Here is a 21,576-nt window from a genome sequence, read left to right as displayed (position 1 = left end):
CCCCCGGCCGGCCGCAAGGGCAGTGACCGAACCGAAACCTCGTGCTCGCGCCTACCCGGCCAGGCGCTCGGCGAGCAGCTCGAGGGTGCGCTCGCGTCCGGCCGTGCCATCCTCCGGTTCGGCGGCGCGCGAGCCGGCCACCGGTGCGATCATGACCTCGTCGACCCCGTGCCGCCCGGCGAGCGCGCGCACGGCCGCGGCCGCGGCATCCGCGTCGCCGATGACCCATCGCGCGCGCATCCGGGCGATGACCTCGTCGGCGTCCGAGTCGCGCGGCGCGGCGAGCGCCTCGTCGACGGTCTCGAGCGGACGCATGGGCCGGTTGAGCCGCAGGCGCGCCATGGAGCGCAGTTGGGGGAGCGCCCGCTCCTCGGCCTCGGCGGCGGTGTCGGCGACGACCGCGTTGAGGGTCAGGATCGTCCGGGGCGACGGATGCCGCTCGCTCGGCGTGTAGCCCGTGCGGTACAGCTCGAGCGCGCGCTCGAGCCCCTCGCCCGAGAAGTGGTTCGCGAACACGTACGGGAGTCCGAGCTCGGCCGCGAGCCGCGCGGAGTAGTCGGAGCTGCCGAGCAGCCACAGCTCCGGGACCGCGGTGGCCGCGGGCGTCGCCTGGATGGCGTACTCGCGTCCGCTCGTCAGGCGCAGCGTCGCGCCGTCGGGCGAGAGCAGGCTCAGGATGTCGGCGACGTGGTCGGGGAACCGGTCCACGTCGGCCGTCGGCCCCGAGATGCGCAGCAGCTGGGTGATGACCGGGTCGCTGCCGGGCGCGCGCCCGATGCCGAGGTCGATGCGGCCGGGCGCGAGCGCCTCGAGCGCCGCGAACTGCTCGGCGACGACGAGCGGCGCGTGGTTGGGCAGCATCACGCCGCCCGAGCCCACGCGGATGCGCTCGGTGCGCGCGGCGGTCGCCGCGATGAGCACGGGCGGCGCGGTCGACGCGACCGCGGGCATGTTGTGGTGCTCGGCGAACCAGTAGCGCGTGAAGCCGAGCCGGTCGGCGGCACGGGCCAGGGCGACGGATGCCGCGACCGCGTCGGCCGACGACTGGCCGCTCCGCACGGGCACGAGATCGAGCACTGAGAGACGTGGTGAGAGAGGCATCCCTCACCCCAACCGGGCCGGTCGCGGGCCTATTCCGCCCTGCGGCCGAGGACCCGGATGCGCGGGATAACCCTGAGCCGATCCGGGGGGTGACCCTCTGTCCCGGCCGCCGCGCCCGTCATTGGATGGAACCCGTCGTGAGCGCCCCCGGCAACCCGGGCGGCCGTCGGAGCAAGCGCCCTACCTCGGCCCGGCCCGCGACCCCCACGCACCTGAAAGGAACCATCCGTGAACTCCCTCGCCTTCGACACCGCCGCGCTCTCGCTGCGCGAGTCGTTCGCCATGCTCGACGAGCGCCTCGACGGCCGGCTCCACCTGCCCGGCGACGCCGACTGGGACGCCGTCCGCGCCGCCTGGAACCTCGCCGTCGACCAGCGGCCCGCCGCCGTCGTGGTCGCGGCATCCGTCGCCGACATCGCCCGCACCGTGCGCGCCGCACGCGACCTCGGCCTCGCCGTGGCCCCGCAGGCGACGGGCCACAACGCCGCGCCCCTCGCGGACGGCCACGGACTCGCCGACGCGATCCTGCTGCGGACGCACGGTCTCCGCGGCGTCGAGGTGCGCCCGAACCAGCGCATCGCCCGCGTGGAGCCCGGCGCGCTCTGGGGCGACGTGGTCGCCGCGACCGCGCCCCACGGGCTCGCCGCGCTCGCCGGTTCGTCGCACGATGTCGGCGTCGTCGGCTACACGCTCGGCGGCGGGGTGTCGTTCCTCGGACGCGCCCACGGCCTCGCCGCGAACCACGTCGTGGCGGTCGAGCTCGTGACCGCCGACGGCGAGTTCCGCCGCGTCGACGCCGAGCACGACCCCGAGCTGTTCTGGGCGGTCCGCGGCGGCGGCGGCGACTTCGGCGTCGTCACCGCGCTCGAGTTCGGGCTGTTCGAGCTCGAGCAGGTGATCGCGGGAACCCTGTTCTTCCCCATCGACCGCGCGAGCGAGGTGCTCGAGGCCTGGGCCGAGTGGACCCGGTCGGTGCCCGACAGCGTCACCTCGGTGGGTCGCGTGCTGCACCTCCCGGCCATGCCCGAGCTGCCGCCGTTCCTGTCCGGCCGCTCGTTCGCGGTGGTCGAGGCGGTCGTCCAGGAGACGCCCGAGGTCGCCGAACGGCTGCTCGCGCCACTGCGCGAGCTCGGCCCCGAGATCGACACGGTGCACCCGCAGGCGCCCGCCGAGCTGCTGCAGCTGCACATGGACCCGCCCGGCCCGACGCCCGGCCACGGCGACGCGATGATGCTGAAGGACCTGCCCGCCGAGGCGGTGCGCGCGTTCGTCGCCGCGGTCGGAGCCGACTCCGGCACCGCGCTGCTCTCCGCCGAGATCCGCCACCTCGGCGGAGCCTTCGCCCCGGCCGCAGCGGTCGAGCTCGCCGCGGACCAGGGCCTGCCGGCCCCCGGCGCGATCTCGGGCTTCGACGGCCGCTACCTCGTGTTCGGCGTCGGCATCGCCACGCCGGAGACCATCGACGCGGTCGTGGCATCCCTCGGGCGCCTGCTGGCCCGCATCGAGCCGTGGCGCGCGGCGGAGGAGTACCTCAACTTCACCGAGCGCCCCGCGGCCGGCGAGCGGTTCTTCGGCGACGACGGCCGACTCGCGCGCCTGCGTGCGCTGAAGGCGGCGATCGACCCCACGGGCGTCATCCGATCGAACCACCCGGTGCGTCGCTGACCGCACCACCGAACGGACCCGGCCGAGCGGCCGGGTCCGTTCGCATGTCCCGCGGGGTCTGTCGGATCGGAGCGGAGGTTCCTAGGCTGGGGGCACGCGACGGCGACGTCGTCGTCGCCGGAATCGGAGGAGGACGAATGACGGTCCACTACGAACTGCCCACCGCGAGCGACTTCCGGGCGCTGGCCGGCGAGCACCATCCCGCGGTCACGATCTACGCGTCGACGGCGCCGATCGTGAGCGAGCGCGAACGGGCCGCGACGGCGGTGAAGAGCGCGTTCGACGAGGCGCTCGACCGGCTCCGCGCCGACGGCGAGGATGCCGCTGCCATCGAGACGCTCAAGGTCGAGCGGGACCGCGTCCTCGCCGACAAGGCCGTGTGGAGCTCGCTCGCGCGCTCGCTCGCCGTCTTCGCGGCGCCGGGCTTCAACGAGGTGTACGTCCTGCCCAACCGCCTCGACGACGCCGTGCACGTCGGATCGCACTTCACGCTCGGCCAGCTGCTCCGCGCGCCCAGCCAGGACCAGGAGGCGTTCGCGATCACGATCTCGTCGAACGAGTGGGCGCTCTGGCATGCGCTGCCGACCTCCCGCGCCGAGGAGATGCCGCTCGACCCGAACCTGCCCAAGAACCTCGAGGAGGCGGGCAACCGCGACCTCGGCGAACCCGCCCGCAAGAAGGGCGCGGGCCACGGCGACCGCGGCACGCCCGAGCAGGACCGCCGCCCCGAGATCCAGGACAACTACTCCAAGCAGGTGGCCGACGCCGTCTGGCAGGAGCTCAACGCGCACGACCCCGACGGCAAGGTGCCGCTCTTCGTCTTCGCGGCGGAACCGCTGCTCGGCTCCTTCCTCGACCGGGCCCACAACAGCCGGCGCGTGGTTCCCGTGCAGGGCGGACCCGACCGCCTCAACGCGGCCGAGATCGACGAGGAGCTCCGGCGCCAGCTCGCCGCGCTGAACGTGCACGAGGCGAAGGCGGCGCTGCGCGGCCTCGCCGACGGCAGCGCGGGCCGGGTCGAGCGCGACCTGGCCGCGATCGGCCGCATGGCCGCCGAGGGCGGCGTCGAGACGCTCTGGTTCGACTTCACCACGTCGGTCAACGGCACGCTCGACCTCGAATCGGGCGCCATCGAGTTCGCCACCTCGAACGGCGGGGGACCGGCGCTCGCCGACGGCACGCGCGCCGGTGACATCCTGCCCCAGCTCGCGATGATGGTGCTCTCGCGCGGCGGCAAGGTCGTCACGGTGCGCGGCGACGACCTGGCCGACACCGACTGGTCGGGACCCGCCGTGGCCGAACTGCGGTTCGCGCTCACCTAGGCGCGGGGTTCCGCGGCATTCCGCGGGGTCGCTCCGAGGGGGCGGCCCCGCGCCCGTGCCGGCCGACCGCGTCAGACGGCGGATGCCACGTGCACGAGCGGCACGGTGGCGCGCACCGCGTCGATCGCCCGGGTCACGGCATCCGCCACCGCCCGGACCAGCGAGGACGCCGGAGCGACGCGGCGGTGCGGGTCGGGTCGCGACGCGCGGGCGCCCGCCCCGAATCCGGGGACGGCCTCGAGCACCGGGACCACGACGGCGGGCTGGCACTCCAGGTGCACCTCGATCTCGCGCGTGCGCGGATCCTCGATGATGGCCTCGAACGTGACGCGCGCGCGCCGGACGCGGCCGCGGCGGCGCGGCGGCGTGGAACGGATGCCGAGGCGCAGCCGCTCGGGTGCCGCGCTGGCGCCGATGGCGGGGCCGGCGGGCACGAACTCGACGCGCCAGAGCTCGCTCGGGCATTCGGCGACGCCCGCGAGATGGATGACGCGGACCCCGCCGGACGTGATCGCCACGGCGGACAACTGCTCCGGGTGCACGTGCGCGTGATCGGTGAGGTGCGACATGTCGGCGACGCTACGGACGAGCGTTCCCCGCGGCATCAGGGGTGGCGCTGAGATCCGGAGGGGGCGCTCCCGCATCCCTCCGTCGGGGCCCTCCATGCGGCGCCTAGGCTTGCGGAATGCGATTCGGATTCTTCGTTCCCCAGGGGTGGCGCTACGACCTCGTCGGCATCGAGCCGGCCGAGCACTGGTCGACGATGCACGGGCTCGCCGCGCACGCCGACCGCGACGGCTCCCCCTGGGAGTCCGTCTGGGTGTACGACCACTTCCACACGACTCCCGTTCCGAGCGACACCGAGGCGACGCACGAGGCGTGGTCGCTGATGTCCGCGTTCGCCGCGTCGACCTCTCGCGTGCGGCTCGGGCAGATGTGCACGTGCATGTCGTACCGCAACCCCGCGTACCTCGCGAAGGTCGCCGCGACGGCCGACCTCATCTCGGGCGGCCGCATCGAGATGGGCATCGGTGCCGGATGGTACGAGCACGAGTGGCGTGCGTACGGGTACGGGTTCCCCGACGCGCCCGCGAGGCTGCGGATGCTGCGCGAGGGCGTCGAGATCATGCACCAGGCGTGGACCACGGGCCGCGCCACGCTCGACGGCGAGTTCACCCGAGTCGACGGCGCCATCGTGCAGCCGCAGCCGCTGCAGGCCGGAGGCATCCCGATGTGGGTGGCCGGCGGCGGCGAGAAGGTCACGCTGAGGATCGCCGCGAAGTACGCCTCGTACACGAACTTCTTCGGCAACCCCGAGGAGTTCAGCCACAAGAGCGAGGTGCTGCGCGGGCACACCGACCGCCTGGGCCGCGACTTCGACTCCATCGTGCGCAGCGCCAACTTCAACACGGTGATCGGCGAGTCCGAGGCGGATGTCGCCCGGCGCCTCGAGCGCCTCGAGGCGCGCGTCGCGCCGCACCTCGGGCCGGAGGTCACCGCGCGCTTCATGAACGACTACCGGGGCCCGTCGGCCATCGCGGTCGGCACGCCCGACCAGGTCGTCGAGCGGCTCCTCGACATGAGGCGTCGCGGGCTCGGCTACGCCATCCACTACTTCCCGGAGCTCGCCTACGACCGCAGCGGGCTCGAGCTGTACGAACGCGAGGTCCTGCCGGCGCTCCGCTGAGCCGGCGTCCGCGCCCACGCGAACGGCGCTTCACCCAGGGGTGGAGCGCCGTTCGCGTGCGGGGGCGGATGAACCGGATGCCGCGGCTCAGGCCGCGGCGGACGCCGCCTCGTCGAGCTTCGCCGCGAGCTGGGCGTCGGTCGGCTCGGTGAAGTGCGTTCCATCGGGGAAGACGACCACGGGGATGTTCGTGCGGCCGGAGATCGCCTTGGCGCGCGCGGCGCCCTCGACGACCGCCTCGAGGTCGACGTACTCGTAGTCGACGCCGCGCCGGTCGAGCAGCGCCTTCGAGCGGCGGCAGTCGCCGCACCAGGCGGCACCGTACATGGTGATGCGGTCGGGGTTCGCGTCGGTGGGGGAGGTCATGGCAGTACCCTATGCGGGTACTCTGCGAGGTTCTCTCAGCTCATGCGGCCGCGCGGTCGCGTGGCGGGCGTTCGGATGCCGCTACCCCACGGGTGCGCGGTCGAGCGTCGGCAGTTCGACACCGACCAGCCGGGCGAAGGCGCTCAGCTGGGCGACCCCCTGCGGCGTGCGCGGAAGGGCGTCGAGGAGCCCCGGCGAGTAGACGAGGTACGCGGCCACCTTCGCGCGCGAGATCGCGACGTTGAGCCGGTTCTTGAGCAGCAGGAACTCGAGCCCGCGCGGCGCTGCGGCGGCCGAGGACGCCGCCAGCGTCACGATCGCGACGGCGGCCTCCTGGCCCTGGAACTTGTCGACGGTGCCGACCGGGACGTCGCGGAGCCCCCGCCGGTCGAGCGACTCGCGCACCCGCGCGAGCTGGGCGTTGTACGGGGTGACCACGATGAGGTCGGCCTGGGTGAGCGGCCGCTGCGCCGCGCGGGCCGGCTCCGGCCCGTCGGTCGTGTCGGCGTACGCGCGGCCGAGCAGGGAGGAGGCGATTCGCGCGACCTCTTCGGCCTCCTCCACGGACTCGGTCGTGTTGCCCTCGTGCGCGACGGGGACGACGGTGAGGCCGGGAGCGACGCCGTCGATCGATCGGAGCGCGGCGCACTCGTGCGACTCGAGCGCGCCCTCGTAGGAAAGGTGCGAGACGGGCGCGGCGAGCGCCGGGTGCATGCGGCGGCTCTGCGCGAGGAAGTAGCCGAACTCCTCGGGCAGCACGTCGTGGCCGTCGGCGATCCAGCCCAGCGCGGACATGTCGACCGGTTCGGGGTGGGTGCCCTGGCTCACCTGCGGCAGCTGCTGGGGATCGCCGAGCAGGAGCAGCCGCCGCGCGGCGACGGATGCGGCGATCGTCGACGCGAGCGAGAACTGTCCGGCCTCGTCGATGACGAGGAGGTCGAGGCCGCGGCGGGGCACGCGCCCCTCGTTGGCGAAGTCCCATGCGGTGCCGCCGAACACGTAGCCGGTGGTCGCGTTCGTGGCGAGGTGGGTCGCTGCGCCGTCCTTCTCGATCGCCGTCCACGGGCGCGCGACGCCGTCGTCGCGGTCCTTGGGCGCCTTCGCGACGAGGCGCGGGTCGAGCCCGGCCGCCACGATCGCGTCGAGCAGGTGCTCGACGACCGCGTGCGACTGCGCGACGACCCCGACCTTCCAGGCGTGCCGCGCGACGAGGCGGGCGATCACCCGCGAGGCCACGTAGGTCTTGCCCGTGCCGGGGGGACCCTGCACGGCGAGGTACGAGTCGTCGAGGTCGCCGAGCGACCGCACGACCGCGCCGACGTAGTCGTGGTCGGGCAGCGGCGCGAGCGATCCGGAGCGCGTGCGCGGCGCGATGCGCCGGAGCAGGTCGACCGCCGGGTCCTTCGGCCAGAGCGGGTGCCGGTCGACGATGGGGCGCGCCCATTCCGCGATGGCGTCCTTCTGCCGGCCCGCCGGCGGCGGGTTGCCCGGTACGAGCGCGGCGGGGAGTCCGCGCCACGTCTCGCCGGCCACCGAGCGCTCGCAGATGCGGACGCCCTCGGCGGTCGCCTCGAGCACGGTCGCGCGCGTCGATGCCCGGGATCCGGGACGACGCACGTCGGAGGGGAACGGGGCGGGCCACTCGTAGAGGAGGTAGAGGTCGGCGCCCGGGCTGAAGCGCGAACCCGGGGCCACCCGGCCCCGCAGGAGGAGCTCGCGGCGGTCCTGCTGCTGTCGACCCTCGCGATACCAGTCCTGGAGCACGACGGTCTGGGCCGGGTCGACGACGAGGACGTCGCGGTGGTCCTCCCACGCCTCGAGCGGCTGCTCGACGCGGAAGAAGTGCCCCCACCAGAAGCTCTTCATCTCGCGGTCGTGGTAGTCGATGGCCGCGGCGGCCATCGCGAGCGCCCGGCGGTCGGGATCGTCGACGCGGGCGTCGGCCGGCCCGGCGAGTCGCTCGAGTTCGACCGCGAGCGGGCTCGCCGCGTACTGCTTGCCGGTCGGCTCGGCGAGCAGCAGCGCGGGGACGGGCGCGACGCCGCGCTCGCGCGCGAGACCGAGCAGCCAGTCGCGCAGCCGGAGCGTCGAGACGCAGTCGTAGCGGTTGTACTCGGCCAGGTCGTCGAGGACGTGCTGCGCCGCGGCCTCGCCGGTCAGGCCGGTCGCCGGATCGAGTCCGCCGGTCTCGCGGAGCTCGCGCGCGCGGACGTACTCGAGGATGGAGTCGCCGCCGGACTTCACGTCGGCCTCGCGCAATTCGTCGCCCATGTAGAGCGGCTCGAGCTTCTTGATCGAGTACGACCGGCTGCCGACCCGGACGGCGCGCTTGACCACCGGGTAGAGGTCGACGAGCACGCCGTCGGCGAGCAGCTGGTCGACCTCGGCCTCGCCGACGCCGTGCCGGGCCGCGATGGAGGTCAGGTGCGTGCGCTCGTAGCTGGCGTAGTGGTAGATGTGCAGGTTCGGATAGCGTCGGCGCCGTTCGGCCACGAACGCCAGGAACTGCAGGAGCGCCTCGCGCTCCTCGTCGAAGCTGTGGGCCCAGATGGGCGTGAACCGCTCGTCGACGTCGATCATGCCGAACAGGTAGTCGAGTCCCCACTCGGTCGCCGCGCCCTCGGTGTAGAGCGGATCGCCCTCGAAGTCGAAGAACAGGTCGCCGGGATCGGGCTCGGGGATCGCCGCGAGGGCGCCCGGCTCGCGCACCTCGACGGGCGGCGGAAGCGGAGGGTCGTCGGCCGATCGGGTGCCGGCTGCCGCAGCCTCGAGCTCGGCCGCCTCGGCGGCGAGCTGGAGCCGCGCCTGCACGCGCAGACCCTGGAGCGTCGCGTCGAGCACGCCCTCGACCGGACCGGTCGAGGCGGCGAGCTCGTCGATCGTGCGGATGCCCGCCTCGACGAAGTGCGCGCGCTGGGTGCTGCGGAGCCCCGCCACGAGCAGCAAATCCCGGTGCGCGTGCACCTCGAGGTCGCAGGTGGGGCAGCGCCCGTCGAACGCGTACCGCGGATCGCCCCACGCGACGGGGCCGTCGTCGGCGAGCCGCTCGTCGACGATGCGCCGGAGCCGGTCGCGCCGCAGGAGGTACACCGGCTCGATGTCGTCGAGCCGGTGGGAGCTGGTGGTGCCGTCGCCGAGCAGGAGCTCGACGGTGTCGGCGCGCGGGATGCCGAGCCGGTCGAGCTGCGTCGCGTACGCGGCGAGCTGCAGGAGCGCGGTCACGCGGGCACGCCGCGCGAGCTTGCTGTCTTGGACGAGGTAGCGCCCGTCGGCCTGCCGCACGATGAAGTCGGCGAAGCCCACGAACCCGTCGTCGACGAAGGTCGCCTGGAAGACCACGGGCGCCCCGGAGGCGAACGCCTCGCGGGTCGCCTCGATCGCCGCGGCGAGCTGGTCGGGGTCGCGCAGGTCGGGCCGGGCGATCTCGACGACGCCGGACCCGAACTCGTCGCGATAGCGCTGCAGCACGCGCTCCTCGTGCGCGTCGCCGAGTCGGCCGGCGCGCTCGAGCATGGCATCGGTCGCCGGCTCGAACAGGGTGTCGCGGCCGAGCTTGACGTCGAGTTCGCGCAGGAAGGCGAACTCGCAGTCCGACGCCTTCTTGAGGTCGCTCGCGCTCGTGACGACGGTGCCGCCAACCAGGTACATCCGGGCCTCCTCCGTCGTCGTCCCGACCCACGCTAGCCGCGGCATCCGACATCGGAGCACCGCGACGGCCGTTGTCGCCGGCGGGACGCCGGGCGTAGCGTGGGGTGCATGGTCGGCTGGGACGAGGTCCGCGAGCTCGCGCTCTCCTTCCCCGACACGAGCGAGCACGTGAGCTGGGGCGCCGCGCACTGGCGCGTGCACGGCCGGGGCTTCGTGTGGGAGCGCCCGCTGCGGAAGGCCGACCTCGCGTTCCTCGGCATCGTCGAGCAGGAGGGACCGGTGCTCGGCGTGCGCGTCGAGGACGAGGCGGTCAAGTCCGCGCTCGTCGAGGAGGACCCGATGGTCTTCTTCACGACGCCGCACTTCGACGGGTTCCCGGCGGTGCTCGTGCGACTGGACCGCGTTTCCCGTCGCCGGCTCGAGGAGCTCGCGGCGGAGGCCTTCCTCGCGGTCGCGCCGAAGCGGCTCGCCGACGAGTGGTACTCGCACCACGGCGACTGACGGCGAGCGGACCGCGCGCCTCAGCGCCCGACGGCCAGTGCGCCCCTCGGCAGGCCGAGCATGCCCTCGACCGCGCGGTGGATGAGCGAGCCCCGGTCGCCCGCGTCGCCCCACCGGACGAGCGCCTGCGCGTTGAGCCCGTCGACCATGCCGAGGAGCTGCCACGACGTCGCGGCCGCGTCATCCGTCTCGAACCCGGCGTCGTCGACGCCCTGCTCGATCACGCCCTGCACGACCGCCTGCCACGCGTCCATCTGCATGCGGACGGATGCCGCGAGCGCCTCGTTGCGCCGGCCGAGCGCCCACGCCTCGACCCACACGACCGTGACGTCGTCGCGCGACCCGTCGAGGAGCGTGTCGAGCAGCGCGCCCAGGCGCTCGCGCGGTCCCGGCAGGGCGGCGAGGAGATCGGCGACCTCGTCGATCTCGCCGGCCACGATCGCGCCGAACGTGCTCGCGACGAGCGCGTCCATGTTGGGCTGGTAGTGCGCGACGAGGGCGGGGGTCACGCCGGCGCGCGCGGCGATCGAGCGCAGCGTGACGGCCGCGAGCCCCTGCTCGAGCGCGACCCGGCGCGCGGCATCCGCGATCTCGGCGGATCGCTCGACGGGGCTCTTGCGGGATGCTCGCGCTCTGATCGGTGTTGACATCGTGCCGCCAGTCTATGTAGCCTCCTGCACTATTGATCAGATGATCAATAAACGAACGGACGATGAGGTTCGCAGGATGACCCCCACTGACTTCCCGGGCCCGGGCCCGGTCCCGGGCACGGCCACGCCCGTCGCGGCGCCGGCCGCGGACCGCGCCGGCCACGTCGAGACGCACGGCATCGAGCACATCCCCGAGGGCGAGCGGCACGGCCGGCCCTCGAGCCTCTTCTGGGTGTGGCTCTCGGCCAACGTCGGCTACCTGTACTTCGTGGTCGGCGGCGTGCTGATGCTGCTCGGCCTGTCGCTGTGGGAGGCGCTCGCCATCACCGTCGTCGGCAACCTGTGGTGGGCGCTCGTGGGCTGGCTCGCCGTGAGCGGCCCCGCCGCCGGCGCACCGAGCGTCACGATCATGCGCGCGATGTTCGGCGTGCGCGGCAACCGCGTCTTCGGCGCCGGACTGGGCGTGCTGATCGGCCTGTTCTACGAGGTCATCAACGTCGCGTTCGCGACGCTCGCCGCGATCGCCCTGGTCGCGCACTTCGGCATCGGCCTGCCGCCCGGCGGCGAGTGGGGCGTGCTCCTCGTGGTCGGCATCCTGAGCTTCGTCATCGGCGTCTACGGCCACGCGACGATCCTCGCCCTCGCGCCGTGGTTCTCCGCCGCGCTCGCCGTGGTGTTCGTCGTGCTCGCGACCTTCGTCCTCGGCGCCGCGGACTGGTCGTACGAGGTCGCGCCGCTGCCCGTCGCCGAGCACTGGGCGCTCATCATGCTCGGCTTCGCGATCGTCGCGTCGAGCCCGCTCTCGTGGGGCACCGGCGCCGACTACGCGCGATACCTGCCCGCCGACGTCTCCAAGCGGAAGGTCGCCTGGTACACCGCGCTCGGCGGGTTCCTGCCGGCTGTGCTCATCGGCGCGCTCGGCGTCGTCGCCGGCACGGCGATCGACATGACCGACCCGCAGCTCACGATCGGCGAGATCGTGCCGACGTGGTTCACGCCGGTCTTCCTCGGCATGATCGTGCTCTCGAGCATCACGAACAACGTGCTCGTCGCCTACTCCACCGGGTTCTACGCGCAGGCGCTCGGCGCGCGCATCTCGCGCGCCGCCGTGACGATCGTCACCGGCGTGCTCGCGACCGGCGCCGCAGGGTGGGTCCTGTTCCTCACCCCGAGCTTCCTCGACGCGCTGAGCGCGTCGCTCGAGCTGTCGGTCACCGTGTTCGGCCCGCTCGTCGCGATCTACGCCGTCGACATCGTGCTCCGCCGCAACCGGTACGACGGCCGCGCGCTCGACGACACCACGCCGGCGAGCCCGTTCTGGTACCGCGGCGGCGTGTTCCCGGCCGGCGTCGCCGCGATGGTCGTCGCGGTCGTCGTCGCGGTGATGTCGGCGAACACCACGCTCCACGTCGGACCGATCTCCGAGGCGCTCGGCGGCGCCGATCTCTCCGCCGTCGTCGGCCCTGTCATCGGGGGCGGGCTCTACGCGCTGCTGTGGCTGGCCACCGACCCGTACCGCGACCCGGCGCGACGGCCGCGCGCGGCATCCGCCCACCACGCTGCGAAGATCGAGGCGGATGCCGCGGCATCCGCCCCCACCACCCGGGAGGTGCCCGCATGACCTGGCGCATGCCCGCCGAGACCGCCCCGCACGAGCGCACGTGGATGGCGTTCCCCCGCGAGGGGATCACCCTCGGCGAGGCCGCGGCGGAACGCGAGGAGGGGTACGCGGCGTGGACCGCGGTCGCCCACGCCGTCGCCGAGTTCGAGCCCGTCACGATGGTCGTCGACCCCACCGAGCTCGATCGCGCCCGCCGCATGCTGTCGTCGGAGGTCGACGTCCTCGAGGCCCCGCTCGACGAGTTCTGGATGCGCGACTTCGGTCCGACGTTCGTGCTCGACGACGAGCGGCCCGGCGTGCTCGGCGCCGTCGACTGGATCTTCAACGGCTGGGGCGCGCCCGAGTGGGCGGAGTGGCAGGTCTCGGCCGAGATCGCCCGGTTCGCCGCGGCCCACGTCGGCGCCGAGCTCGTGAGCTCGGTGCTCGTCAACGAAGGCGGCGGCATCCACGTCGACGGCGAGGGCACGGTGCTGCTCACCGACACCGTGCAGCTCGACCCGCGCCGCAACCCATACGCCGACCGCGCGCGCGTCGAGGCCGAACTCGCCCGCACGATCGGCACGACGAAGGCGATCTGGCTGCCGCGGGGACTCACGCGCGACTACGACGACTTCGGCACCAACGGGCACGTCGACATCGTCGCGACCATCCCGTCGCCCGGCCGCCTGCTGCTGCACCACCAGGCCGACTCGGCGCACCCCGACTTCGTGGTGACGCGCGAGCTGCGCGAACTGCTCGAGGGGCAGACGGATGCCGCAGGCAGGACGTTCGAGATCATCGACCTGCCCGCGCCAGCGACGCTGCGCGACGACGAGGGGTTCGTCGACTGGAGCTACGTGAACCACCTCGTGGTGAACGGCGGCGTGATCGCGTGCGGCTTCGGGGAGCCCGAGGCCGATGCGCGGGCGGCGGCGATCCTCGCCGACGCCTACCCGGGGCGCCGGGTCGTGACCGTCGACTCGCGCCCGATCTTCGCCCGTGGCGGCGGCATCCACTGCATCACGCAGCAGCAGCCCGCGCTGCCGGCCGCGGGAGGCGACCGATGAGCACGGGGCGCGACCGCGGCGACGCCGGATTCGACGTCGTCGAGGCGTCGATCGCCGACCTGCGCGCGGCCCTCGAGGCCGGCCGCACGACGGCGGTCGAGCTGGTCGAGGCCTACCTCGCCCGCATCGACGCGTACGACGCACCCGGCACCGGGACCGCGCTCAACGCGGTGGTCGTCCGCAACCCCGAGGCGCTCGCCGAGGCGCGCGCGTCCGACGAGCGGCGCGCGCGCGGCGAGACCCTCGGCCCCCTCGACGGCATCCCGTACACGGCGAAGGACTCGTACCTCGTGCGCGGGCTCACCGCGGCGGCCGGGAGCCCCGCGTTCGAGCACCTCGTCGCGCAGCGCGACGCGTTCACGATCGAGCGGCTGCGCGCGGCCGGTGCGATCTGCCTCGGCCTCACCAACATGCCGCCCATGGCCAACGGCGGCATGCAGCGCGGCGTGTACGGGCGCGCCGAGAGCCCGTACAACGCCGAGTACCTCGCGGCCGCGTTCGGGTCCGGCTCGTCGAACGGGTCGGGCACGGCGACGGCCGCGTCGTTCGCGGCGTTCGGCCTCGGCGAGGAGACCTGGTCGTCGGGCCGCGCGCCTGCGTCGAACAACGCGCTGTGCGCCTACACGCCGTCGCGCGGCGTGATCTCGGTGCGCGGCAACTGGCCGCTCGTGCCGACCATGGACGTGGTCGTGCCGCACACCCGGACCATGGCCGACCTGCTCGAGGTGCTCGACGTGATCGTCGCCGACGACCCCGAGACCCGCGGCGACTTCTGGCGTGCGCAGCCGTGGGTCGAGCTGCCCGCGGCATCCGCGGTTCGACCTGACTCGTACCCCGGCCTGCAGGTGACGGATGCCGCGGGCGCCGGCGACGTGCTCGAGGGGAAGCGCATCGGCGTGCCCCGCATGTACGTGAACGCCGACCCGGAGGCGGGCACCGCCGAGCCCGGCCGCGCCGTCGGCATCGGCGGACCGACCGGACAGCGCATCGAGACGCGCGAGTCGGTCATCGCGCTCTGGGAGGCCGCCCGCCGCGAACTCGAGGCGGCCGGCGCCGAGGTCGTGCTCGTCGACTTCCCCGCCGTGTCGAACTACGAGGGCGACCGCCCGGGCGCCCCGACCATCGCGACGCGCGGGCTCGTCTCGCCGGAGTACCTGAAGCGCGAGATCGTCGACCTCTCGGCGTGGGGCTGGGAGGACTTCCTGCGGGCCAACGGCGACCCGGCCCTGTCGACGCTCGCCGACGTCGACGGCGCGCGGATCTTCCCGCACCCCGAGGGCGCGCTGCCCGACCGGTACACGGGCTTCGACGACGACATCGCCGAGTACCCCGACTGGGTGCGCACGCATCCGGACGCCACGTGGGCGGACATGCCCGAGCTGCCCGACGGGCTGCGCGGCCTGGAGCAGACCCGGCGCATCGACCTCGAGGAGTGGATGGACGGGCTCGGGCTCGACGCCGTCGCGTTCCCGGCCGTCGCCGACGTCGGCCCGGCCGACATGGACGTGGACCCCGCCTCCGCCGACCTCGGCTGGCGCAACGGCGTGTGGGTCGCGAACGGCAACCTCGTGCCGCGGCACCTCGGCATCCCGACCGTGACCGTGCCCATGGGGCTCATGCGCGACATCCGGATGCCGGTGGGCCTGACGTTCGCCGGGCGCGCCTACGACGACACGGCCCTGCTGCGCCTCGCCGCCGCGTTCGAGGCGCTCGCGCCGCGCCGGGTCGCCCCGCCGCGCACCCCGCCCCTCGCCTGATCGCGCCCGCGCGCCCCTCCCTGCGCAACCCCGCCCGCGCCGAGTCGCCAGAAGACGTTCCAAGATCGCCCTGATGGGGCGATTCCTGGCGACTCGCGCGGATGGGGGGAGGGCGGCGGGGGCGCGGCGGGGGCGGGGGGAGGCGGCGGGGGTGCGTCAGCGGACGTCGACGCGGCGCTCGTGCAGGCCCGTCGCACCGTCGGGCGCGACCGGGGCGACGTCGGCGGTCTGCACCTCGCCGTCGGCCGACGTCGCGCGGACCCGCAGCGTGTGGCCTCCCGCCGTGGCATCCCACTCGAAGCGCCACTGCACCCACGTGTCGGCCGAGATCGCGGTCGCGAGCGTCGCCGGCTCCCACTCGCCGTCGTCGACCTGCACCTCGACCCCCGCGACGCCGATGTGCTGGTGCCACGCGACGCCGGCGACGACCACCCGTCCGGCGTCGACGGACCGGCCCTGCCGCGGCACGTCGATGCGGGACGACAGCTTGACGGGCCCGCGCTCGCTCCAGCCCCGATCCGACCAGTAGGCGCGGTCGCGGTCGAAGCGCGTCACCTCGAGGTCGACCACCCACTTCGTCGCCGAGACGTAGCCGTAGAGCCCGGGCACCACCATCCGCACCGGGAACCCGTGCTCGAGCGGCAGCGGCTCGCCGTTCATGCCCACGGCGAGGACCGACTCTCGGTCGGGGTCGGTGAGCGCCTCGAGCGGCGTCGAGGCGGTGAACCCGTCGATGCTCCGCGAGAGCACCATGTCGGCACCGGCGGAGGGTCGCGCCTCGGCGAGCAGCTCGCGGATCGGGTACCCGAGCCACACGGCCGTGCCGATGAGGTCCCCGCCGACCTCGTTCGACACGCACGCGAGCGTCGTCACGCTCTCCGCGAGCGGCAGCGCGAGCAGGTCGTCCCAGGTCAGCTCGACCTCGCGGTCGACCATGCCGTGGATGCGCAGCCGCCACTCCGACGGGTCCACCTGGGGCACGTTCAGGGCCGTGTCGATCCGGTAGAAGTCGCGATTCGGCGTGATCACCGGCGCCAGGCCCTCGATGCCGAGCTCGGCCGACGCCGGGACGGCGGCGCGGCGCACGGGCGGGGGCAGCCGCAACGCGTCCCGCACGGCGGCCACCGCGCGGGATCCCGCCGTCAGCGCGGAGGCGCCGATCGCGGCCAGCACGCCGAGCACCGTCGCGCCGCCCGCCCAGGCGAGGAACCGGCGTCGGTCCACGCCGTCCGCCGTCGTGTCGGGCCCGGCAGCCGGGACGTTCCGGAGCAGCAGCGTGAGCGCCGCCATCGCGGCGATCGCCCCGAGCGCCGCCGGCAGCACCGCGAGCATCGACGCGTTCGCGCGCGTCGCGGCCGCGAGCGCGCCGAAGACGCCCGCGAACGCGAACAGTCCCCGACCCCACCGCGGATGCCGCACCTCGAGCACGCCCGCGAACGCGCCCAGCGCCGCGAGCACCACGCCGATGCCGACGAGCAGGGCGATCTTGTCGCCCGTGCCGAACAGCGCGATCGCGGCATCCTTCGCCCACGGCGGAGCGAGGTCGATGAGCAGCGAGCCGATCGAGGCGAACGGCGAGGCGGCCGGTGCGATCACCGCCGCCGCGAGCTCGCCCACGCCCGCGCCGACGGCCGCGGCCGCCACGCCTGCCGCGGCGGGCAGCGCCAGGGTACGGGTGCGGGGGCTCGCGGCGGGCATGGCATCAGGCTACGTCCGAGCGCGGCGTCGGCGAACGCTCGGCGGCGAAACGTCAGCACACCGTCAGCCGATCCTCGGACGGCGGGACGCAAGGCCCTGTCGGGCGGTGCCCGCGCAGGCCTACGGTGTGGGTGCGTGGCGGCGGAGCCCGGCGGCATCCGTCACCCGGACCGAACCCCATCGAACCGACAGGAGACCCTCATGGCCCAGTACGACGTGGCCGACCGCTCGGCGATCGTGACCGGAGGCGGCAGCGGCATCGGCCGCGCGATCGCGCTGCTGCTCGCGGAGAACGGCGCCTCCGTGCTCGTGAACGACATGAACGGCGACCACGCCGACGCGGTCGTCGACGAGATCCGCACGGCCGGCGGCACCGCCGAGGCGTCCGTCGGCGACGTGACCGACCCGGGCTGGATCGAGGCTTCCATCAGCGCCGCGAACGCGCTCGCGCCGCTGCGCATCGCCGTGAACAACGCGGGCATCGGCGGGCCGGCCGCGCCGATCGGCGAGTACCCCGTCGACGGCTGGGACAAGGTCATCGCCGTGAACCTCGGCTCGGTGTTCCTCGGCATGCGCGCGCAGCTCCCCGCGATCGTCGCGAACGGCGGAGGGTCGATCGTGAACATCGCCTCGATCCTCGGCAGCGTCGGGTTCGCGAGCTCGTCGGCGTACGTCAGCGCCAAGCACGGGCTCGTCGGCCTGACCAAGAACGCGGCGCTCGAGTACGCGACGCAGGGCGTCCGCGTGAACTCGGTCGGTCCTGCCTTCATCAAGACGCCGCTCATCGACGCGAACCTCGACGAGGCCACGCAGGAGTTCCTCGTGGGCAAGCACCCGATCGGGCGGCTCGGCCGGCCCGAGGAGGTCGCCGCGCTCGTCGCGTTCCTCGCGAGCGACGCCGCGAGCTTCATCACGGGCAGCTACCACCTCGTCGATGGAGGCTACACGGCGCTCTGAGCCCGGCGGATGCCGCGGGCCCGGCGCTCACCCCGCCGGGCCCCGGAGTCGCTGCGGCCGGGCGTCAGGAGAACCAGGGCAGGTTGGGCAGCACCTGCCCGGTGAGGAACGCGAACGCCTGCGTCATCGCGCTCGCGACCCAGCCCAGCAGGACGCCGACGGCCGTGACGATCCAGCCGATCGTCTGCTCCTGCCGGGTGCCGACGACGCGCCGTCCGTCGGCATCGTGCTGCGAGTTCGTCAGCGTCAGGACGAGGTCGACGAGCCACCAGATGCCGAAGCCGCCGATCGTGAGCAGCTTCAGGATGCCGGTGCCGACCTTGCCGAGGTAGAAGCGGTCGACGCCGAGGAATCCCAGGAGCCACGCGAACAGCCACGTCGCGATGAACGAGCGCTCGGAGCTGTTCGCGGCGGCCGCGCGGGCGACCTGCGGATTCGCGTATCCCGGCGTGCCGGGCGGGTCAGCGGTCATGATGCACCCCCTCGCACGATGCTCCACCCCGGTTCGCGGTCGCCCGGGGACGAAAGTCCCTCAGGGGCTCGCGTGCTCGGCGACGAATCGAGCGACTCGCGGCGCGAGGCCCGCTCCGACCTCGGCGGGCGGACGCCGGGCGCCCTTCACCTCGAAGGAGTGGTTGCCGCCCTCGATCCAGTCGAGGATCGCCGGGGGGCCCACGCGTCGCACCAGCTCGTCGAGCTGCTCGTTCGGGATGGCGAACGGGTCGTTGCGACCCTGGAGGAACAGCATCGGCGCGCCCGCGAGGGCGGCGAAGTGCTCGTCGCGCGGCTTCTCGGGCTTGCCGGGTGCGTGCAGCGGATAGCCGAGGAACACCAGGCCCGCGGCCGGCATCCCCTCGGCGACGGCCATCGACGCCATGCGGCCGCCGTACGACTTGCCCGCGGCCCACACGGGTTCGCCGTCGCCCGCGCCGGCCGCGGCATCCATCACCGCCCGCCAGGCCGCGATGGCGACGGGAGGACGGTCGGGGAACCGCCGCCCGGCCTCGCGGTAGGGGAAGTCGAAGCGCAGGGTGGCGACGCCGACGTCGGCGAGCGCCCGGCAGAAGCCGGTCAGGAACGGGTGGTCCTTGCCGGCGCCCGCCCCATGCGCGACGACGACGGTCGCGGCGGCGCCGGCGGGCCGCAGGAGCACCGCCGGGACCGTGCCGATGCCGTCGCCGACGTCGATCGAGCGGTGCTGTTCGTCGGCGCGCATGACTTCATGGTGCCCGATGGCGGCGTTCGCCGCCGAGGTTCGCCGCAGGCGTGCGGCGCTGCCCGCACACGAAGGAGCCGAGGCGACCCGAACACGCCCCGGCTCCCCGTGCTGCGTCCCCACGCAGCGTCCCCCGGGGTCAGGTGGCGCCGGCGTCCGCCGTCTCGCGTCGAGGCGTCTCGGACCGCATCGCGACGACGCGTGCGCCGAGCGTCACGACGACGACGACCGCCACGGCGACGATCGCGGCGATGCCGGTGGTGGTCGACTCCGGCTGGTCGGTGAGCCGGGCGACCGCGACCCACGACAGGCCCCAGCACAGCGAGAGCATGGGTGCGATCCGGCCGCGGCCCCACAGCGCGAGGCCGACGCCGACGGCGGCGGCCGCGGCGATCACGATCACGGCCCACGTCTCGTCGGGCAGGCCCCAGCCGGAGAAGTCGGCTGCGGCGAGCACGGCGGTGGCGTTCGCGGCGGTCGCGACCACGACCCAGCCGAGGTAGAGGCCGATCGAGCCGTCGGTCACGATCGTGTCGACGAGGTTCTTCGGCGGCATCCGGCGCAGCTGCACGAACAGCCAGGCGAGCACCGCCAGCAGCACGACGATGACGGGCAGGCTGAGCCCGAGGAGGTCGAGCTGCACGACGCCGATCCACAGCGCGTTGAGCACGAGCGATGCGGCGACCGCGTACCCGATGCGACGGTGCCGCGCGTCGGTGCGCTGGCCGGGCAGGAGCTGCCAGATCGCGTAGGCGAGCATGCCGGTGTAGATGACGCTCCAGATCGAGAACGCCGGCCGGCCGGGCGCGATGAGCGTCGAGTCGGCGTCGAGCCAGCCGCCCGCGGCATCCTGGATCGGCGTGCCGACGAACGCGCCCGAGCCGATGAAGGCGGCGACGATCGCGAGGACGCTCGTGACGAGCACGACCACCTGGCGGATCGTGTCGCCCGCGCCCGCGGGACGCTCGTCGGCGACGGGTCGGACGGTCTCGTGCGTCGTGCTCATCGGATCTCCTCGTGGTGGATCTCGTCGGCCGACTCCACGGTAGGCGGGCCGCAGCCCGCGGCGCCTCAACCGTTCGGTTGAATCAGCGGATGCCGCCGGCGAGCCGCTCGTCGTCCGGGGCACGCCCCCGCAGGCGCCCGGCGGGGGCGCCCCTGCCGGTGATCGACGGCGCCGTGATCGTCGACGCGTACAGCCGGCGCAGGCCGGCCACCCCGTTGCGCTGCCACGCCGCGAGCTGACGCGCGGCGCCCGTGCCGTCGCGCAGCAGCCGCTCGAGGAGCTCGTGGACGACCTCCCGGTCGCCCGTGCGCTCGAGGGGCTCGGCGAGGTACCGCTCGAGGCGTCGCAGGACGTCGGGCGCCGCCACGAGGCATCCGCTCACCGGGTCGAACGCCGTGCCCGAGAGCCCCGTGTGCGCCGAGTGCACCATGGCGGCGCTGAGCAGCTCGGGCGGCACATCGGGGTCGGGCTCGTCGGCCGGCCGCACCGGCCGCACGCGGGTCGCGGCGATGAGGCCGTCGCGCTCGACCTCGTCGATCGCCCGCAGCACGAGCGCCCGGCACAGGGCGGCGACGAGCAGGGTGTCGTCGGTCGTGAGCTGCGCGTCCGACATCCGGAACTCGATGGTCGGCAGGTGCTCCGAGAGCCGCACGTTCCAGGCGATGAGGGCGAGCTCGACCATGCCGCCCATGCCGAGGAGCTGGCGGATGCGTCGGTCGTAGTCGGCGGCGTCGGTGAAGCGGGGCGGGCATCCGGCGGTCGTCCACCGGCGCAGCTGGATGGTGCGCCAGCTCTCGTACCCCGTGTCGTACCCGCGCCACAGCGGCGAGTTGCCCGACATCGCGGTGAGCAGCGGCAGCCAGGGGCGCACCGAGTTGAGCGCGGCGACGCCGTGCTCGCGCGTGGGGATGCCGACGTGCACGTGCAGCCCGCTCATCTGGTGGTCGGCGATCACGCCCCCCATGTCGCGCACGATCCGGTGGTAGCGGTCGACGTCCGCGATCGTGGGGAAGGCGGTGGTGTGGGGGGTCGTGCCGATGCTCGCGACGCACACGCCGTGGCGGCCGGCGTCGGCGTCGACCTCGTGCCGGAAGCCGAGCAGCGCCCGGCCGGCCTCGCCGAGCCCGGTGAACACCGCGCTCGCATGCTCGATCTGCGAGGCGAGGAACTCGCGGTGCACGACCCGGCTCCACTGCGGGTCGCCGGCCAGCCGGAGGTAGACGTCCTCGGCCATGTTGGCGGGGACCATCTCCTCCGGTGTGAGGAAGAAGAACTCCTCCTCGATGCCGAACGTCGTCATCGCCGCCCCCTTCACGCGCGGAAGGGTACCGGTCC

General features: G+C 74.0%; 18 protein-coding genes. 8 read left to right on the top strand and 10 right to left on the bottom strand.

All coding sequences use genetic code 11. From position 1 onward, the window contains the following. Positions 1-51 precede the first annotated feature (51 nt). On the bottom strand, positions 52-1,101 hold the full coding sequence (locus tag WBQ80_RS15340) for an LLM class flavin-dependent oxidoreductase (protein WP_336573404.1): 1,050 nt from the start codon (positions 1,099-1,101) through the stop codon (positions 52-54). Between the two features lie 228 nt (positions 1,102-1,329). On the opposite strand from WBQ80_RS15340, the gene WBQ80_RS15335 reads away from it, so the two are divergent. Both WBQ80_RS15335 and WBQ80_RS15330 read left to right on the top strand, forming a co-directional pair. Next, entirely contained in the window at positions 1,330-2,766 is a 1,437-nt protein-coding gene (locus WBQ80_RS15335) for an FAD-binding oxidoreductase (RefSeq protein WP_336573403.1), read from the top strand. Positions 2,767-2,903: 137 nt separating this feature from the next. Next, positions 2,904-4,088 carry a baeRF3 domain-containing protein gene (locus tag WBQ80_RS15330; RefSeq protein ID WP_336573402.1) on the top strand — a complete coding sequence of 395 codons (1,185 nt, stop codon included), beginning with the start codon at positions 2,904-2,906 and terminating at the stop codon, positions 4,086-4,088. A 71-nt stretch (positions 4,089-4,159) separates the two neighbouring features. Here the strand turns inward: WBQ80_RS15330 and WBQ80_RS15325 are convergent, their stop codons facing one another. Further along, positions 4,160-4,657: a hypothetical protein gene (locus WBQ80_RS15325; protein WP_336573401.1), complete on the bottom strand. Its 498-nt coding sequence runs from the start codon at positions 4,655-4,657 to the stop codon at positions 4,160-4,162. Between the two features lie 116 nt (positions 4,658-4,773). Between WBQ80_RS15325 and WBQ80_RS15320 the strand changes: the two genes are divergently transcribed. Beyond that, positions 4,774-5,775: an LLM class F420-dependent oxidoreductase gene (locus WBQ80_RS15320; RefSeq protein ID WP_336573400.1), complete on the top strand. Its 1,002-nt coding sequence runs from the start codon at positions 4,774-4,776 to the stop codon at positions 5,773-5,775. Between the two features lie 87 nt (positions 5,776-5,862). On the opposite strand, the gene WBQ80_RS15315 is transcribed toward WBQ80_RS15320, so the two are convergent. Together WBQ80_RS15315 and WBQ80_RS15310 are read right to left on the bottom strand one after the other, a co-directional pair. Continuing rightward, positions 5,863-6,141 carry a glutaredoxin family protein gene (locus WBQ80_RS15315; RefSeq protein ID WP_336573399.1) on the bottom strand — a complete coding sequence of 93 codons (279 nt, stop codon included), beginning with the start codon at positions 6,139-6,141 and terminating at the stop codon, positions 5,863-5,865. Positions 6,142-6,222: 81 nt separating this feature from the next. Beyond that, a complete protein-coding gene (locus tag WBQ80_RS15310; protein WP_336573398.1) occupies positions 6,223-9,789 on the bottom strand; it encodes a TM0106 family RecB-like putative nuclease in 3,567 nt (1,188 codons plus the stop codon). A gap of 108 nt (positions 9,790-9,897) precedes the next feature. On the opposite strand from WBQ80_RS15310, the gene WBQ80_RS15305 reads away from it, so the two are divergent. Further along, positions 9,898-10,290 (top strand): MmcQ/YjbR family DNA-binding protein, encoded by a 393-nt coding sequence (locus WBQ80_RS15305; protein ID WP_336573397.1) that lies wholly within the window; start codon positions 9,898-9,900, stop codon positions 10,288-10,290. 20 nt (positions 10,291-10,310) lie between these two features. On the opposite strand, the gene WBQ80_RS15300 is transcribed toward WBQ80_RS15305, so the two are convergent. Further along, the gene (locus WBQ80_RS15300) at positions 10,311-10,940 is read right to left on the bottom strand and encodes a TetR/AcrR family transcriptional regulator (protein WP_336573396.1); all 630 of its coding nucleotides are present in this window, start codon (positions 10,938-10,940) and stop codon (positions 10,311-10,313) included. A 76-nt stretch (positions 10,941-11,016) separates the two neighbouring features. Here WBQ80_RS15300 and WBQ80_RS15295 point away from each other — a divergent pair, with 76 nt between their 5' ends. From WBQ80_RS15295 to WBQ80_RS15285, 3 genes are read left to right on the top strand one after another with little or no spacing between them, the layout of a single operon-like run. After that, complete coding sequence (locus WBQ80_RS15295; protein WP_336573395.1) at positions 11,017-12,561, top strand: purine-cytosine permease family protein; 1,545 nt, start codon at positions 11,017-11,019, stop codon at positions 12,559-12,561. After that, the gene (locus WBQ80_RS15290) at positions 12,558-13,607 is read left to right on the top strand and encodes an agmatine deiminase family protein (RefSeq protein ID WP_336573394.1); all 1,050 of its coding nucleotides are present in this window, start codon (positions 12,558-12,560) and stop codon (positions 13,605-13,607) included. Before WBQ80_RS15295 ends, WBQ80_RS15290 begins: the two co-directional genes overlap by 4 nt. After that, positions 13,604-15,364, top strand: coding sequence for an amidase (locus WBQ80_RS15285; RefSeq protein WP_336573393.1), 1,761 nt, complete (start codon positions 13,604-13,606; stop codon positions 15,362-15,364). The genes WBQ80_RS15290 and WBQ80_RS15285 overlap by 4 nt, the downstream gene beginning before the upstream one ends. A 156-nt stretch (positions 15,365-15,520) precedes the next feature. Here WBQ80_RS15285 and WBQ80_RS15280 read toward each other — a convergent pair whose 3' ends face one another. Continuing rightward, positions 15,521-17,062, bottom strand: coding sequence for a molybdopterin-dependent oxidoreductase (locus tag WBQ80_RS15280; RefSeq protein ID WP_336573392.1), 1,542 nt, complete (start codon positions 17,060-17,062; stop codon positions 15,521-15,523). Positions 17,063-17,263: 201 nt separating this feature from the next. On the opposite strand from WBQ80_RS15280, the gene WBQ80_RS15275 reads away from it, so the two are divergent. Then, entirely contained in the window at positions 17,264-18,019 is a 756-nt protein-coding gene (locus WBQ80_RS15275) for an SDR family NAD(P)-dependent oxidoreductase (RefSeq protein WP_337282598.1), read from the top strand. A 64-nt stretch (positions 18,020-18,083) separates the two neighbouring features. Here WBQ80_RS15275 and WBQ80_RS15270 read toward each other — a convergent pair whose 3' ends face one another. The 4 genes from WBQ80_RS15270 to WBQ80_RS15255 form a co-directional block, all read right to left on the bottom strand. Further along, positions 18,084-18,491, bottom strand: a complete 408-nt coding sequence (locus tag WBQ80_RS15270) for a TM2 domain-containing protein (protein ID WP_336573389.1) — start codon at positions 18,489-18,491, stop codon at positions 18,084-18,086. Between the two features lie 60 nt (positions 18,492-18,551). Further along, on the bottom strand, positions 18,552-19,235 hold the full coding sequence (locus WBQ80_RS15265; RefSeq protein ID WP_336573388.1) for an alpha/beta hydrolase family protein: 684 nt from the start codon (positions 19,233-19,235) through the stop codon (positions 18,552-18,554). 139 nt (positions 19,236-19,374) lie between these two features. Next, positions 19,375-20,241, bottom strand: coding sequence for a TspO/MBR family protein (locus WBQ80_RS15260; protein ID WP_336573387.1), 867 nt, complete (start codon positions 20,239-20,241; stop codon positions 19,375-19,377). Positions 20,242-20,323: 82 nt separating this feature from the next. After that, positions 20,324-21,541 (bottom strand): carboxylate-amine ligase, encoded by a 1,218-nt coding sequence (locus WBQ80_RS15255; RefSeq protein ID WP_336573386.1) that lies wholly within the window; start codon positions 21,539-21,541, stop codon positions 20,324-20,326. Positions 21,542-21,576 lie beyond the last annotated feature (35 nt).

Source organism: Agromyces sp. CCNWLW213 (assembly GCF_037199545.1).
Taxonomy (GTDB): Bacteria; Actinomycetota; Actinomycetes; order Actinomycetales; family Microbacteriaceae; genus Agromyces.
This window is presented reverse-complemented; position numbering and strand designations above follow the sequence as displayed.